The sequence below is a fragment of the Calothrix sp. PCC 6303 genome (genome assembly GCF_000317435.1).
In the GTDB taxonomy this organism is placed as follows: Bacteria; Cyanobacteriota; Cyanobacteriia; order Cyanobacteriales; family Nostocaceae; genus PCC-6303.
This window is the reverse complement of the sequence record NC_019751.1, coordinates 1,085,402-1,101,050: the sequence shown is the minus strand read 5'-3', so window position 1 is coordinate 1,101,050 and position 15,649 is coordinate 1,085,402. Positions and strand designations below refer to the sequence as shown.

At 40.6% G+C, this 15,649-nt stretch carries 15 protein-coding genes; 10 read left to right on the top strand and 5 right to left on the bottom strand.

Features of this window, described 5'->3' with window-relative positions:
- The first annotated feature begins 210 nt into the window (after window positions 1-210).
- Both CAL6303_RS04530 and CAL6303_RS04525 read left to right on the top strand, forming a co-directional pair.
- Window positions 211-654, top strand: a complete 444-nt coding sequence (locus CAL6303_RS04530; protein ID WP_015196652.1) for an Rrf2 family transcriptional regulator — start codon at window positions 211-213, stop codon at window positions 652-654.
- 12 nt (window positions 655-666) lie between these two features.
- Window positions 667-2,574 (top strand): ABC transporter ATP-binding protein, encoded by a 1,908-nt coding sequence (locus tag CAL6303_RS04525; protein WP_015196651.1) that lies wholly within the window; start codon window positions 667-669, stop codon window positions 2,572-2,574.
- Window positions 2,575-3,400: 826 nt separating this feature from the next.
- Here the strand turns inward: CAL6303_RS04525 and proS are convergent.
- Window positions 3,401-5,209 carry a proline--tRNA ligase gene (gene proS / locus CAL6303_RS04520; RefSeq protein WP_015196650.1) on the bottom strand — a complete coding sequence of 603 codons (1,809 nt, stop codon included), beginning with the start codon at window positions 5,207-5,209 and terminating at the stop codon, window positions 3,401-3,403.
- Between the two features lie 354 nt (window positions 5,210-5,563).
- Here proS and CAL6303_RS04515 point away from each other — a divergent pair, with 354 nt between their 5' ends.
- The 4 genes from CAL6303_RS04515 to CAL6303_RS04500 all read left to right on the top strand — a co-directional run bounded on the left by CAL6303_RS04515 (window position 5,564) and on the right by CAL6303_RS04500 (window position 10,439).
- A complete protein-coding gene (locus tag CAL6303_RS04515) occupies window positions 5,564-6,949 on the top strand; it encodes a phospholipid/glycerol acyltransferase (protein WP_015196649.1) in 1,386 nt (461 codons plus the stop codon).
- 279 nt (window positions 6,950-7,228) lie between these two features.
- Window positions 7,229-7,822 carry a methyltransferase domain-containing protein gene (locus tag CAL6303_RS04510; RefSeq protein ID WP_015196648.1) on the top strand — a complete coding sequence of 198 codons (594 nt, stop codon included), beginning with the start codon at window positions 7,229-7,231 and terminating at the stop codon, window positions 7,820-7,822.
- 88 nt (window positions 7,823-7,910) lie between these two features.
- Window positions 7,911-8,867: a DUF4351 domain-containing protein gene (locus CAL6303_RS04505; protein WP_015196647.1), complete on the top strand. Its 957-nt coding sequence runs from the start codon at window positions 7,911-7,913 to the stop codon at window positions 8,865-8,867.
- A gap of 135 nt (window positions 8,868-9,002) precedes the next feature.
- Window positions 9,003-10,439, top strand: a complete 1,437-nt coding sequence (locus CAL6303_RS04500; RefSeq protein ID WP_015196646.1) for an MFS transporter — start codon at window positions 9,003-9,005, stop codon at window positions 10,437-10,439.
- Between the two features lie 54 nt (window positions 10,440-10,493).
- Here CAL6303_RS04500 and CAL6303_RS04495 read toward each other — a convergent pair whose 3' ends face one another.
- The 3 genes from CAL6303_RS04495 to CAL6303_RS04485 form a co-directional block, all read right to left on the bottom strand.
- On the bottom strand, window positions 10,494-11,711 hold the full coding sequence (locus CAL6303_RS04495) for an NAD(P)/FAD-dependent oxidoreductase (RefSeq protein WP_015196645.1): 1,218 nt from the start codon (window positions 11,709-11,711) through the stop codon (window positions 10,494-10,496).
- Window positions 11,712-12,068: 357 nt separating this feature from the next.
- Complete coding sequence (locus tag CAL6303_RS04490; protein ID WP_015196644.1) at window positions 12,069-12,431, bottom strand: hypothetical protein; 363 nt, start codon at window positions 12,429-12,431, stop codon at window positions 12,069-12,071.
- A gap of 108 nt (window positions 12,432-12,539) precedes the next feature.
- The gene (locus tag CAL6303_RS04485; RefSeq protein ID WP_015196643.1) at window positions 12,540-12,818 is read right to left on the bottom strand and encodes a hypothetical protein; all 279 of its coding nucleotides are present in this window, start codon (window positions 12,816-12,818) and stop codon (window positions 12,540-12,542) included.
- A 351-nt stretch (window positions 12,819-13,169) separates the two neighbouring features.
- Here CAL6303_RS04485 and CAL6303_RS04480 point away from each other — a divergent pair, with 351 nt between their 5' ends.
- From CAL6303_RS04480 to CAL6303_RS04465, 4 genes are read left to right on the top strand one after another with little or no spacing between them, the layout of a single operon-like run.
- Window positions 13,170-14,495, top strand: a complete 1,326-nt coding sequence (locus CAL6303_RS04480; RefSeq protein WP_015196642.1) for a cytochrome P450 — start codon at window positions 13,170-13,172, stop codon at window positions 14,493-14,495.
- Window positions 14,496-14,529: 34 nt separating this feature from the next.
- Window positions 14,530-14,967, top strand: coding sequence for a hypothetical protein (locus CAL6303_RS04475; RefSeq protein WP_015196641.1), 438 nt, complete (start codon window positions 14,530-14,532; stop codon window positions 14,965-14,967).
- 20 nt (window positions 14,968-14,987) lie between these two features.
- Window positions 14,988-15,227 carry a hypothetical protein gene (locus CAL6303_RS04470; RefSeq protein WP_015196640.1) on the top strand — a complete coding sequence of 80 codons (240 nt, stop codon included), beginning with the start codon at window positions 14,988-14,990 and terminating at the stop codon, window positions 15,225-15,227.
- A complete protein-coding gene (locus CAL6303_RS04465) occupies window positions 15,224-15,490 on the top strand; it encodes a type II toxin-antitoxin system RelE family toxin (RefSeq protein WP_015196639.1) in 267 nt (88 codons plus the stop codon). The genes CAL6303_RS04470 and CAL6303_RS04465 overlap by 4 nt, the downstream gene beginning before the upstream one ends.
- On the opposite strand, the gene CAL6303_RS31375 is transcribed toward CAL6303_RS04465, so the two are convergent.
- Window positions 15,487-15,612, bottom strand: a complete 126-nt coding sequence (locus CAL6303_RS31375) for a hypothetical protein (protein ID WP_255348447.1) — start codon at window positions 15,610-15,612, stop codon at window positions 15,487-15,489. The two genes, CAL6303_RS04465 and CAL6303_RS31375, sit on opposite strands and share 4 nt — an antisense overlap.
- Between the last annotated feature and the right edge of the window lie 37 nt (window positions 15,613-15,649).

The following is a 15,649-nucleotide window of genomic DNA, read 5'->3' as shown; positions in this document are numbered from 1 at the left end:
CTTTATGCAAATAGAATTCGGGATACAGTAATTAAAATTCAGTATTCTGTGGCTAGGGTTTTGCTGTCTTTGCATCTGAGCCGTAAACCTCAGGTTTAGCAAATAGATAACTTGGATAAATCAGTAAATAAGGCTGATTTTGACTTAAAAATTCCCGAAAATTGAGATCTCAATAGAATTGCAACTGGATCTAAAACTGTACTATTATTTATGAAACTGACGACAAGGGGACACTATAGCGTTAAAGCATTACTGGATCTGAGTTTGCAGAAAGGAAATAGCCCAGTCTCAGTTAAAGCGATCGCATCCCGTCAAGACATCCCTGCACCCTATCTGGAAAAGCTACTAATTGAAATGCGTCGCGCTGGATTAGTAACATCAGTTCGGGGAAGCATAGGCGGTTATTTGCTAGCTAAACCACCAACAAAAATCTCCATCGGGGAAATCCTCGCAGCAGTCGGGGAAAAAATTACCCATCTCCCCCAAGATTCACTCACCCCAACTCAGGCTGAAGATTGGGTGACAATTAGTCTCTGGAAAAGATTAAACCGCAAACTCCAAGAAGCCCTATACAGTATTACCCTAGCTGACTTGTATTACGATGCTCGCAGTTGGCAAGCTTCATTAGGAGAAGAAGCGAGTTTTGTGATCTAAAATACTGATAATATGAGCGCTACCAAATCCGTGAAACAACCATATACAGGGAACCGTCGTCGTGAAACTGACTGGCGGTTATTTTTACGCTTAGTACCCTATGCTCGTCGTCATGGACGTACCCTTGCCTTAGGAATGTTGCTGCTTGTTCCTGTTGCGATCGCAAATGCTGTACAACCATTATTAATTGGACAAGCAATATCCCTAATTCGCAATGAACCCACCACCTACAGCATTTTTCGCCAGGGTACAATGTGGCAAGGATTACATATAATTGAGGCTTTATTACTGTTGACTGTAATCATTCGTCTCTCCATCACAGGTTATCAAGGCTATTTAGTTCAAAAAGTTGGACAACAAATCACCGCCGCAATCCGCCAAGATTTATTTGGACATGTCACATCCTTAGCGGTACGTTTTTTCGATCGCACCCCTGTTGGTAAACTAATCACACGCTTAACCAGTGACGTAGAAGTTTTGGGTGATGTTTTCTCCACCGGGGCAATTGGCATTATCGCCGATTTATTTTCCATGTTGGTAATTGCTGGATTTATGTTCTCCATCGAGTGGAAACTATCGTGTTTACTACTATTGATGCTGCTGCCCATCTCCGGTTTAATTGTTTATTTTCAGTATCGTTACCGTCAAGCCAACTACAAAGCTAGGGAAGAACTCTCAGTCCTCAATTCCCAACTCCAAGAAAATATTGTCGGGATTAACGTTGTTCAACTGTTCCGTAGGGAAAAATTTAATAGCCAACTGTTTCGCACCAAGAACCAAAAATATATAGATGAAGTCGATACAACCATCTTTTTTGATTCTTCTGTTTCCGCTACCCTAGAATGGATTGCCCTAGTTGCCACCGCTTCCGTACTTTGGGTTGGAGGTTGGTTATTACTGGAAAAACAATTGACATTTGGCGTACTTGCCTCATTCATATTTTACGCCCAAAAACTCTTTGAACCATTACAGCAATTCGCGGAAAAATTCACAGTTATCCAAGCTGGTTTTACCGCCATCGAAAGAGTTAGCGATATTCTGGATGAACCTATTGAAATTCGAGATATTTCTTCAGAGAAAGACACTAAGCATATTCACTCCACGCCTAGAAATTCGGAAATAGAGTTTGGTTATATTGATGAAATTGTTGAGAACCTCAACTCCCAAAGCAATCCTTCAATTCCCAAGGGAGAAATTCGTTTCGATCATGTTTGGTTTGCTTACAAAGATAATGATTACGTCATCAAAGACTTAGACTTTACCATTCATCCCGGTGAAAAAATTGCCCTAGTCGGTCCAACAGGTGCAGGTAAAAGTTCTATTATTAGATTACTATGTCGTCTCTACGAACCCAGTCGTGGACGAATTCTGATAGATGGTATTGACATTCGGGATGTTCCTCAAGGCGAATTACATCGTTACATGGCGGTAATTCTTCAAGATGGATTTCTATTTGCAGGGGATGTTAAAAGCAATATTACTCTGGGTGATGGTTACACCTTGGAAGAAGTCCAACAAGCGGCAGAAGACACCAACGTCGCCCAATTTATTGAACAACTTCCCCAAGGCTACCATACCCAATTACGAGAACGTGGAACCAACATTTCCAGTGGACAAAAACAACTACTTGGGTTTGCACGGGCAGCAATTCGCAACCCCCAAATTTTGGTACTTGATGAAGCCACCGCTAGCTTAGATGTGGGCACTGAAGCCCTAATTCAAGATTCTTTACATGAGTTACTACAAGAACGCACCGCGATTATTATCGCTCACCGTCTATCCACTATTCGCAATGTCAACCGGATTTTTGTCCTCAAACGGGGAGAGTTAATCGAACAGGGTAGCCATGAAGAATTACTCAGAAGTGGTGGACTTTATGCTACGTTGCACAATCTTCAAATGTTGGGAAATCAAGCTTGAAAAACGAGAATTTATGAATAAGTTGTTTTAAAAGTTTTTAGCGGTAATTTTAGGCACTTAGATATCCCCCTAGTACAATTCGTCAGAAGTAAGTAGGCAGAGAGCAGCGCGTTGCGGGGGTTCCGAAGGGAGCTTTGCGGAGTCGGATGATCCCGCAAAGCTGCCGCCCCGTTGTAGCGACTGCGGAGAGGCAGAAGGAATAAAGCCGATAAAACAAGCTTTTTGTCTGGTTACGATGGTAGGTTTATTTCCGCCGTGCTGTAGTAGTAGTCTGTCAATTTTATTTTGACGGTTGTGTACAAATCCACAATTCCGTAGAGACGTAGCATTGCTACGTCTCTACAAGCGTCATTTTTATTTTGACAGACTACTAGCCTAGGCTGTTGACTCTGTGACTTTTTCGGGATTTCATTCATGCAAAAAACGTGGATAGTCACGATGGCTGAAAGCTTGATTTTGATAGGGTTTTAACGAGATATTAAACGTCACGAACAAAAGTACCAAAAATCGCCCAATTTTCAACAAAGTCAACAGCCTACTACTAGCCCCCCTTGAAAAGGCTATGGTGTACATATATCTCTGTACAAAATCAAAATCTTCATAGATCCCCCTAAATCCCGCTTGAAAAGGGGGTAGCTGGAATCAAAGTCACCCAATTTATCGGGTGATTTAGAATGATCTAGAGCATTTTGCTCCCGACAATAGGACTTTTCAAACATCCTCTAAGATACATTTCTTTGGATGTTGGGTAAACACATCGTAGCATAATGATGTTGAGAACTTGGTAAGTTAATAAATCCACGTTCCTACAAGCTTGAGTTGGATATCAACCTTTTATTTCCTTCTCCACCCAAGAAAACAAAGTTGTTACAACTTCCTCAATAGGGATTTCCTGCGATTCCTTGGTTTTGCGTTTTACCACTTCAACTTTTCCATTTGCTAACGCTTTACCCGTCACAATTCGGAAAGGAATCCCAATTAAATCAGCATCTTTAAACTTAACACCAGCCCGTTCGTTGCGATCATCAAGTAAGGTTTCCACACCTGCTTGATTTAATTCTTGGTAGAGTTTTTCAGCAACTTCTACTTGGTTTGCATCATTAATATTGGGAATAGATATAATCGCGTGGTAAGGTGCGATCGCTACTGGGAAAATAATCCCATCTTTATCGTATGATTGCTCCACTGCCGACTGTGCCAGTCGGGATACTCCCACACCATAACAACCCATTACTAGTGGTTTTTCTTCACCTTGTTCGTTGGTGAAGGTTGCACCCATTGCTTCGGAATATTTGGTACCTAGTTGGAAAATATGCCCAACTTCGATACCACGGGCGCTTTTGATGGTTTGCTGGGGATCATGTACTGCCATATCTCCGGGTTTGGCTTTGCGTACATCTACGATTGATTCAGGTAACTTAATTTGCTGATTCCAGTTAGCACCAACGACATGATAACCAGATTCATTGGCACCTGTGACAAAGTTCTTTAATTCAACTGCGGTTGCATCCACCAAGCGGAGGAATTTTGGTGCAATATCTTTATCAGACTTAATCACATCATCGCTGATATCTGGGGCAATATAACCTAAAGGTAAAGCTTTGGCTGCCCATTTCGATTGTGCCTCAGCATCGGGTACAGTTAAACTGAGGATTGTTTTGGCGTTGTAGTTGGCTGCTGCTTTGGTTAATTCATTAATTAATTTGACTTCATTAACTTCCTGATCACCACGAATACTTACTAATACTAATACTGTCATTCCATTGTCATAAACCACTTGATAAAGCACATTTTTGACAACTTGGGTAGGTGAACATTGTAAATTTTTACAAAGTTTTTCGATTGTATCTGTACCAGGTGTTTCCCGTTTTTCATAACTGGAAAAAGTCGAAGCAACAGCATCCCCAGGCAAGGATACAGCTTTTTCCACATTCGCTGCATACTTCCCATCTTCGGTGTACAGAACCTCATCTTCACCAGCATCCGCCAACACCATAAATTCTGTAGAACCGGAACCACCAATCGCCCCAGAATCAGCTTCCACAGGACGAAACGCTAAACCCGAACGACGCAGCATATTACTGTATGCCGTATACATATCATTGTAGGTTTTCTTCAAGCTTTCCTCATCCGCATGGAATGAGTACCCATCCTTCATAATAAATTCCCGTCCCCGCATCAACCCAAAGCGAGGGCGAATTTCATCCCGAAATTTGCTTTGGATTTGGTAGAGGTGCTGAGGTAATTGCCGATAGGACTTAATCATGTCCCTGGCTATATATGTAACTACCTCTTCGTGGGTGGGACCTAAAGCTACTTCCTGTTCTCGGCGATCGGTGAAGGCAAACATGATACCCTCAGCCTTAGTATAGGTGTCCCAACGTCCCGATTCTTTCCACAGTTCCGCAGGTTGTAATTGTGGCAGTAAAGTTTCCTGAGCACCCGTTGCATTCATTTCCTCGCGGACAATTTGGGATACCTTTTGCAATACTCGCCACATCAGGGGGAGATACGCATAAACCCCAGCACCGATGCGACGAATATAACCAGCGCGAAGTAATAATTTATGGCTGGGAATCTCCGCATCCGCTGGATCCTCTCTCAGTGTGACAAATAACATTTGTGACAGTCGCATCGTTGTCCTCTTTCGGTTAAAGTTGATCTCGTTCTCGGTTAAGTTTAAATCTAAAAGAAGGCAGAAGTCAGAAATCGGGAGGCAGAAGAAAGGAGTAGCCTTTTCAATGTGATAAGCTGTTTCACATTTAATTTGCATATCGCGGGCAAGATGCCTGCACTACAAGAGTTAAACATTTTTGGATGATGCAATTTAGACATGGTTTAGCTTAAGCAGAGAAAGGAATGGTTTTTCAAAACCTCTCATCATCCCAGAAACGGGGTTTGTTTCGACTAGGTACGAAAATCTTGTGTCTGGATAGTCGCTTCCCCCTGCCCCCTTTGCTCCCTGCTCTTTGCACCTTTTCCCAAATATATGTATCAAGCACAACCACCCTTAGAATTTCTTCCGCCGCAATATAGTCCCTGGTTTTTGCAAGTAACTAATTTGCTGTTGCCTTTGTGGATGAGGACACAAACTACACTCACCCAAGTCGAAGCTGAGAATGTAGAAGTTTTGGCTGATTTGTATCGCCAGTTCCAATGTGGGAAAATCCGCTTTATGTTAGCATTTCGCCATCCGAAAACGGATGATCCGATTGCCTTGGGATATTTATTTTCTCGACTGGTACCACAGGTTGCCAAGCAGAAAGGCATCAAATTTACTTCACCCATCCATGCCCATTTTATCTACGATCGGGGAATTCCCCTGTGGGCAGGTGCCCATATTGGTTGGATGGCACAGCATTTGGGGGGAACCCCCATTCAACGGGGAAAAGCTGATTGGACTGGGTTAAAAAGCGCCAGAGACTTATTTGCCAATGGTATTTTCCCGATGGCGGCTGCACCCGAAGGTGCGACAAATGGACTTTCGGAAATTATGAGTCCATTGGAACCTGGTATTTCCCAAATGGGTTTTTGGTGTGCTGAGGACTTACAAAAAGCTGGAAGACCCGAACAGGTTATAATCTTACCAGTTGGGATTCAATATAATTATGTAGAAGAACCGTGGAATGCGATCGCATCTTTGCTGGAACAACTGAGAGTAACAAGCGGGATGAGTCCACAACCTGTTTATGTCAAACCACCATACGAAAAAGGGGAAGAAATTTCCTATTTATATGGACGTTTAATCGGTTTTGCAGAACACTTACTGGCGATAGTGGAAAACTTCTATGCTAAATTCTATCGCTGTAAACCAGAAATTAACTACGAAGAACTACCAAGCGATCGCAATGAAGCTCTATCATTAAGACTAAAAGCTCTATTAAATGTAATTTTACAAGTTGCTGAAGCTTATTTTGATATCCAACCTAAAGGAACCCTCAGCGATAGATGTCGCAAAGTTGAACAGGCTGGGTGGAACTGTATATTTAGGGAAGATTTCAAAGATATCAAAAATCTTTCCGCTGTGGAAAAAGGTTTAGCAGATAGAATTGCCGAAGAAGCTAATATGCGAATGTGGCACATGCGTTTGGTGGAGAGTTTTGTTGCCGTGACAGGTAGTTATATCCGCGAAAAACCCAGCGCTGAACGTTTTGCCGAAACTCTATTAATTTTGTGGCAAATGGTGACTCGAATCACCGGGGAAAACACATCTAAACGTCCAGATTTGGGCAAGCAAAAGGCTAAAATCATCATTGGTGAACCCATATCTGTGTCTGATAGATATGAGGTTTATAAGGGTAGTCGTCAAAATGCCAGACAAGCGGTTGCGGATTTAACGAAGGATTTGCAAATTAGTTTGGAAGGATTGATTTAATTGGGAAGGGAACAGGAAACGATGTTGGAGAGAGGGGAGTTTTAATTTATGTGTTTTTTTGGACAAATTTAGGATTTACACACTGTACAAATTAACCATGATATGGATTCACGATAATAGTGGATTTCAGGCTTTGATAAATCATTCTTAGATCGTACATAAAGCTAGGCTGTAGTAGGGGTTTAGCATTGCTAAACCCCTACGAAAAATGTCTTTTTCTCGATATTCATATTTTGTGTCAATGTGCAAGTTCTGAAATTCACCGATTATGAAAAACCTATGCCAAATCAAGAATATTGGGAACAGTGCTACCAAGAAGGAAATACACGCTGGGATCTAGGAACAGCTGCACCGCCTTTTTTAAGTCTGCTAAAATCTGAAAATCCACCATCACCAGGACGTGTAGCTGTGTTGGGATGTGGTCGTGGTTATGATGCGATATTATTTGCTAAATACGGCTTTGAAGTAGTTGGTTTCGACTTTACGGTTGCCGCGATTCGGGATGCTACAACTTTAGCAAAATCTGAAAACATCAGCGCAGAATTTTTACAGCGAGATATCTTCGACTTACCTGGAGAATTTGCAGGTGAATTTGATTACGTAATTGAGCATACCTGCTTTTGTGCGATCGCGCGATCGCTTCGCCTAGATTATGTACAACTCGTCAAATCTATTCTCAAACCCCAAGGACAACTAATTGGTTTATTTTTTACCCATAGTAGACCTGATGGTCCCCCTTTTGGTACAAATCCAGCGGAAATTCGAGAATACTTTCAACCTGATTTTGAAATTCTCTCCTTAAAACCTGTTTTAAATTCTGTACCTTCACGACAAGGTGAAGAACATTTGGGAAGATTTCAAGTCGTAAAATAACCGCTGGTTTTCCAATTGGTGTAATGGCTTTGCCCCATACACCATATACTTAATTTCGTATTACCAACAAGAATAGTCATATCGTTTCATGATTGATCATGACCAACTATTTAAAAAGCTCTTAGAAAACTTCTTTCCTGAATTTATTGAGCTATTTTTTCCCGATATTACCAACTACTGGGAACGCGACACAATCGAATTTCTACCCCAAGAGGTATTTACAGATATCACTGCGGGGGAGAAGAAAATCGTTGATTTAGTGGTGCGCGTATCTTTCCGAAATCAAGATTCGTTATTTATCATCCACCTCGAACATCAATCATCTAGTCAAGCCGATTTTAACGTGCGGATGTTCACCTACTATGCACGTCTACATGAAAAATTTTCGCTTCCCATTTACCCCATAGTCCTCTATTCCCATGATTCACCCAGGGACAGCGAACCTAACAATTACACCATTGAATTCCCTGGTTGGAAAGCTCTAGAATTTAACTACAAGGTGATTCAACTTAATCAACTCAACTGGCATGATTTTGTGAACCAGCCAAATCCAGTCGCTAGTGCGTTGATGTCAAAAATGCGGATGGACAAACAAGAACGTCCTACCGTAAAACTATCATCACTACAGTTACTTGTAACATTAGGGCTGAACCCAGCACAAATCGAGTTAATTTCCAAATTTATTGATGTTTATTTAGAATTGAACATAGAGGAAGAAGCTAACTTCAAATCACAACTTGCTACCATTGAACCAAGACAGGAGGAAGAAGTTATGGAAATTTTAACAAGTTGGGAACGTAGGGGAATCGAACAGGGACGTGAACAAGGACGCGAACAGGGACGCGAACAGGGCAAACAACAGGAAGCATCTGCAATGGTTCTGCGTTTACTAAATCGTCGTGTAGGTGCTTTAAATCCTCAGTTACAAGAGCGTATTCAACAATTACCGACTCCGAAATTGGAGGATTTAGGTGAAGCTTTACTAGATTTTACGGCAATCACAGATTTAGAAATTTGGTTGAACTCGGATGAAAATTTGAATTAAAAGTGCTCATCCATAACAAATTCTATCTTCTGATTTATGATTCATATATACTAATCGCTGTATGATAATGTAGCTAATACTGCCAGAAATCAGCAATATTGGATGGCAAGCTCTCTATCATAGAATAAAAAGGTTATGGGTGATTCTACATCAGATAGATTGAGCGATCGCAATCCTCCAGAAAGCAAATTAAATCTTAGTACAAAACTGGCTTTTGGGGCTGGGGACATGGGGACAGCAATTACTGCAATGATTGGGATATCCTATTCATCAATGTTCCTCACCGATGTAGCAGGTTTAAGTCCCAGTTTGGCGGGGAGTACCCAATCTTTGGGTAAAATCTGGGATGCCGTTAATGATCCGTTAGTTGGAGTATTAAGTGATAAAAATCATCCTCAAAATAAATGGGGACGACGTTACCCTTGGATGATTTGGGGTGCTGTTCCTTTCGGTTTCTTCTTTTTTATTCAGTGGATTGTTCCGCAAAATTTTAGTCAAGCTGGTCTATTTTGCTACTATACGGCAGCTTCGATCTTATTTAATACCTTCTATACTGTTGTTAACTTACCTTACACCACTCTAACAGCCGAACTCACCAGGGACTATGATGAGCGCACTCGTCTAAATGGTTTTCGATATGTATTTTCAATAGCTGGTAGTGTTTTAGCGATCGCTATTACTCTGACGATTACGGCGATGTTCCGTGAAGATCGAGTTTTACAAGCTTTAACTATTGGGGCTGTATGCGCTACGATTTCTATCTTACCAATCTATTGGTGTGTATGGGGAACTAGAAAACGCTCTCAATATATGAAGAGTCGCAACCCCGAAACGGAAGCATCTATTTCTTTACCATTTTTACAGCAGTTACGAATTACCTTGACAAATATTCCTTTTCTCTACGTAATTGGAATCTATTTGTGTTCTGGGCTATCTTTTCAACTTACTGCTGGAATTGTTCCTTATTTTATTGTCAGTTGGATGCGCTTACCCCAACTGCATGTGAGTCTTGTTTTTTTAGCCATTCAAGGTACGGCAATGGTGATGTTATTTGTGTGGAGTTACATCAGTCGTCGGATTGGGAAAAAAGCTGTTTATATGATGGGAACAATCGCTTGGTTAATTGCCCAAATCGGATTATATTTTTTACAACCTGGTGAAGTTGGATTTTTGTATGGATTATGTGTAATAGCTGGTATTGGGGTTTCCACTGCTTACCTGATTCCTGCTTCCATGTTACCAGATGTAATTGAATTGGACGAACTGAGAACAGGACAACGCAGAGAAGGGGTTTTTTACAGCTTTGCTGTGTTCATCCAAAAAATTTCCTTGGGTTTTGCCATTGATATCATGCTAAAAAGTTTGGGTTGGGCAGGATATATTAAACCAACCAAAGATATTTTAGTACCAATTCAACCAGATTCAGTGTTGCAAGTCATTCGTTTCTTCATTTCTCCGCTACCTGCGATCGCATTATTCATCGGACTCATACTAACTTACTTTTATCCCATCACGCGAGAAGCACACCAGGAGATTTTGTTGGAGTTAGAAAAGCAGAAAAACCACAAATAATACCTGTAATCTCGTAGAGACGCGAGATGTCGCGTCTCTCTTTGTATTTCACCACTAGCTTGAAAGCAGATCAATAACAGGACGAGTTAACCAATTAAAACCAACTTTTAATTGATGTTCCAAAGTTGGCATCCTATATAAATATGCCAGTCTACGGGCAATATTGGCAAAAGGACCATCAAGAGTAACTCCCAAACCCGCAAGGGTGGTATTATCTACACCTAATGTAATCATTTCTCCCAAATATTGGTATCTAAAAGGCAATAAAGGACGATTTGTTAAACTTGCCCAAATATTCCAACCAGTATAATCAGCTTGCTGGAAAGCAGCTTGTGCAGTTGCGGGAATTTTTTGTCCTTCAGCATCTTGACAATCTACTAAATCTCCCAAAGCAAAGATTTCTGGATGTTCCAAAACTTGCATGGTGGATGTAACCTGAATTTGTCCACGTTGATTTACCTGAAATGGTAAACTTTGCACTACCGGACTCACACGGGTTCCCACCGTCCAAATTACCAATTCAACAGGAATTGTGTCAACTTGCTCTTTATATTCCAAAGACATACTATCTTGGCTGATAGATTCTACCTTGGTTTCCAAATCAATAAATACACCCTTTGCTTCTAAAGCCTTAGTTGCAGCTTCGCGGTTAAATTTCGGTGAAGTACCAAGGATCTTATCGCTTAATTCTACCAATCGTAGCCGAGCGCGATCGCGTGAGCGATCCGGAGATTTATCGCCTAATCGATCCGCTAACTTACAAGCCAATTCTACGCCACTATAACCAGCCCCAACAATTGCTATGCGGATTTTATCCGTTTCGGATTCTTCTAAAATTCGCAGGCGTTCTTCGAGACGGTAGGCATCGTTAACGTTACGGAAAGGATAAGCATGGGCTTCGGCTCCCGGTACCAAATCCATCGGTGTTTCTCCACCCAATGCCAAAACCAAACGATCGTAACTAATATCACTACCATCTTGAAGGTGAACAAGACGCTGCTCTATATTTACTTTGGCAACAGTACCTTGACAAAAACGTACACCTGTATTTGCCAACAACTCCACAAAGGGAGGGGCAATTTCCCAGGTTTCTAACTCTCTTGTAAGTAGTTCATAAAGTAGGGGCGAAAATAAAAAGCGATCGCTTTGATCTACCAAGACAATTTCCGGCTTTTTGTCGCCTTCCCAGGGAAGTTTACTCAGGCGCAACGCGGTGTAGAGTCCACCAAAACCCCCGCCGAGAATACAGATTTTTGCAGATTGTTGAGACATTGATGTAATTGTGCCACGAGTAGGAGTAAGCAACTCATTTTAGTGTACTGATTTTTTTTGCCTAATTACCAACTGGAAATAGTAGATACCGATAAATGTTGGTAGTTTGAGTTGCTTATGGTAAAAACGATTAAAAACTAAACTTCCCAAATCACTCTTAAGCTCTATTTTGTGAGTTTTTGGCTCATAGCTAGCCCTTGTGAGCAGATGCGATCGCATCATCTATCTAAAGTATGAAAATTTTTTCCTAATCGTGGAATAACTTTTGCACACATCTAAATAAAACCGATGTTAAATCACTTTAAAAGCTCTCCAAACAAGCTTTTTTCTTGTTCAAAGAGCTATGCCTAATTATAGTTATTTGCTGCCGGGATTTGAGATTTGGCAATAGTTACGAACACCAAGTTTGATAATATACAACGCCACTGGAACCGCCAAAGATGCCGGAGGTGGTAAAAATCCCGACACAATATTAAGTAAACCGATAAAGTCTTCGGTGGGTTGACTACAAACTGCATTACGGCACATCTGCGCGAGATTATCCAGTTCGATTTGCAGTAACTGTCTAGTCCCACTTTGATTTACAAGTAACGCCAAAGCATCTTCTAGATTACCCTGGCATTGTTCCACGGCATTAAGTCCGTCTAAAGCAGTATTATCTGGATAATCAGATAGAAGTAATCTGTATTCTTTGAGTTCTTGAGCGGTAATTGAATTCATGCGATGCTTTTAGATCAAATTATAGATGTAATTATTAACACACATCTATGTAAATTCGATACCCTTAGCACCTCCGCAACTGGCATATTTTTTTGTAGCCTTTGTCCACTAACTTGGTTTTTTCGCTTTTCCACGAAATAAACCTGTCATAGTCAAACCAGTAACAAGTAGTCCAATTAGCCCTAATCCATTCAAAATCGGGTAAATACCTTCCAAATGGAAGATTTTACCTGTATGAATCTGCAAAATTATAGATCTGGAAATCCCAAAGCTGAATGACCATTGTTGTACCATGGTGGTAGCCATACCTGTTAAAACGGTAATCGCTAAGGGTAGAGAAACGATCATAGCAATAGTACGGTGATATTTGCGAAAAGCTCGATTCATAACTTTTTGGACAATCAAGGATTAAGGATTTGACTAGTACAGATCGGCAGAAGGAATAAAGACATTTCTATAAGCTTTTTAGCCATTTCATAGACGCGTTCGCCCTTAGCGTTCCCGCTAGGGTAGCGGCTTCTCGTAGAGTATGGTAGCTTTATTTGCCCCGAATCGTACTAGAGTTGAATTTGTAGACAAGTCTATTGTATGTTTGATTGTCCCTGAAGTTTTTATACCGAAAATTTTGGTCTAAAGCTACATCCTTCTAAATACGTTAAATAACTTGATGGCAAAGCCAATTACCGTAGGTGATAGATTATTAAAGTTAAAGATTAATTTGTTTTGAGGCAGGCGGTTATGTCATCTACTAAAAATTTACCTTTACCTCCTGGCAAGTTAGGTTTACCGTTGCTTGGTGAGACGATTGACTTTTTACGCGATCGCAGTTTCTCACAAAAGCGCCAAAATTGGTATGGAAATCTCTACAAAACCCATTTATTTGGTCGTCCAACTATAGTTGTCATTGGTGCAGATGCTAATCGTTTTTTACTCACCAATGAAAATACCTATTTTACCAGTAGTTTTCCTAAAACGACTAAGGAGTTACTAGGTGCAGCCTCTTTAGCTATACAAAAAGGTGGTGAACACCTACAACGACGAAAGTTACTATCTCAAGCTTTTCAACCTAGGGCTTTGTCAGGTTATGTTGGTGGGATGGAGGCAATTACCCATGGTTATTTGCAAAAATGGGAAAAAATTGGGGATTTAACTTGGTATCCAGAATTAAAGAAATATACTTTTGATGTCGCTTGCAAGTTATTGATTGGTACAGATACAGCAAGTGATGACGAAATTGGACAATTCTTTGAAGAGTTCTCTGAAGGGTTATTTAGTCTCCCGATAAATTTACCTTGGACTAAATTTGGTAAAGCTTTACATGCACGAGAACAACTGTTGATGAAGATAGAGCAGATTATTCTTCAGAGTCAACAACAAACCGCTTCTAGCCAAGACGCTTTGGGGTTGTTACTCCAAGCGACAGATGAAGATGGTAGTAAGTTGAGCATCAAAGAACTGAAAGATCAGGTATTGTTATTACTGTTTGCTGGACATGAAACATTAACATCTGCGATCGCTTCTTTCTGTTTACTCTTAGCACAGCATCCCGATGTTATGGCTAAGGTGCGTACTGAACAACAAAATTTTGACTTTAGTCAACCTCTGACTCTGGAAAGTCTCAAAGAAATGACTTATCTAGAACAAGTTCTCAAAGAGGTAATGCGAGTGATTCCTCCAGTTGGTGGTGGTTTCCGAGAAGTTATTCAAACTTGCGAATTCAATGGTTATCAAATTCCTCAAGGTTGGGCAGTTTTATATCAGGTAAATAGGACACATCGAGATGAAAGTATATATACTGAGCCAGATAGCTTTGAGCCGGAGAGATTTAATCCTGATCGGGCTGAAGATAAAACTAAACCCTTTAGCTATATGACATTTGGTGGCGGAGTACGGGAATGTTTGGGTAAAGAATTTGCTAAGTTAGAAATGAAAATATTTGCAGCATTACTAATAAGAAAGTATCAATGGGAACTAGTCAATGGGGATAAACCAGAAATGGCGATGGTGCCAACACCTCGTCCTCGTGATAATCTGCAAGTTAGGTTTGGGTGTTTATCTAAATAGAATTACAGCAGTTTTCCAGGAAATCTGAAAAAATATGAACGCACAACTCACCGCAGATGAAATCAATTCAGTACGCGACTTACTCAAAGAATATCAACCAGCCAACAAAGCGATCGCTACATTAGAACATCATAACGGCAACCTGGATACTTCCTTTGAGGAACTGTGGATTGAGAAAAACGGCAAACCGACAATGGGAAGCAAAAACATCTGGCAAACTACCTTAGATGTGGTGCGAGATGAACTTTGTGGTGATGAAGGATTTCGCGCACGTTTGAGCGACTATACCAAAAGCCCAGAAAATGCTGTGTTATTAACGGCTACAATTACATCTTTGATGGCTTTAACCGCAATTCCTCTTGATCCTTCAATTGCAACTATTATTGTGCTTTATATTCTCAAAATTGGCTTAAATGTCTATTGTCAATATACTGAACCAAGTGATGGGAAAAATTTACCACCAAGCAACTAAATCTCAACTGAGGTCTTAAAATGAAAAGTGAACAAGAACGCGAACAATTAATAAAAGAAATTAATATACTGTTGCACCAATCTTATGACAGCACTTTAGATGATATTTATGCACTACTTCAAAAAATAGAAGCAGAAGAAGAAGAAGAAGATTTAAAAGCCTATAACAAAGCTAGAGAAGCATCTAAAATTGATGATTCAATGTCATGGGAAGAAGCTAAAAAGGAGCTGCGAACAGAAATTAAAAAGGAAGTTGCGTGAGTTACAAAGTTGAAATATTAAAGGGTGCGTTGAAACAACTTAAAAAATTACCATCAGAACTTCAAGAGCGTATACAAGTTAAAATTGATGATTTAGCCATAGAACCCCGTCCAAATGGAGTGAAAAAGCTCAAAGGCAAAGAAAACACTTATCGAATTAGAGTCAGCGACTATCGCGTTATATATGATATTTTCGATGATAATCTAGTGGTAAGTGTTGTCGAAGTTGGACATCGCGGGAAGATTTATAAAGACGAAAGCTAAGGTACTCCATCTTGATGAAAATTGACAAACGCGATCGCATAACCCCACAAACCCATTAATAATCCACAAAGCGAACGACTTACGACTTGCGTCGGACAAGCTACGTCGCGCAAGCTTCGCATAACCCCACAAAACCCATTAAAACCCAAATGCGATTTC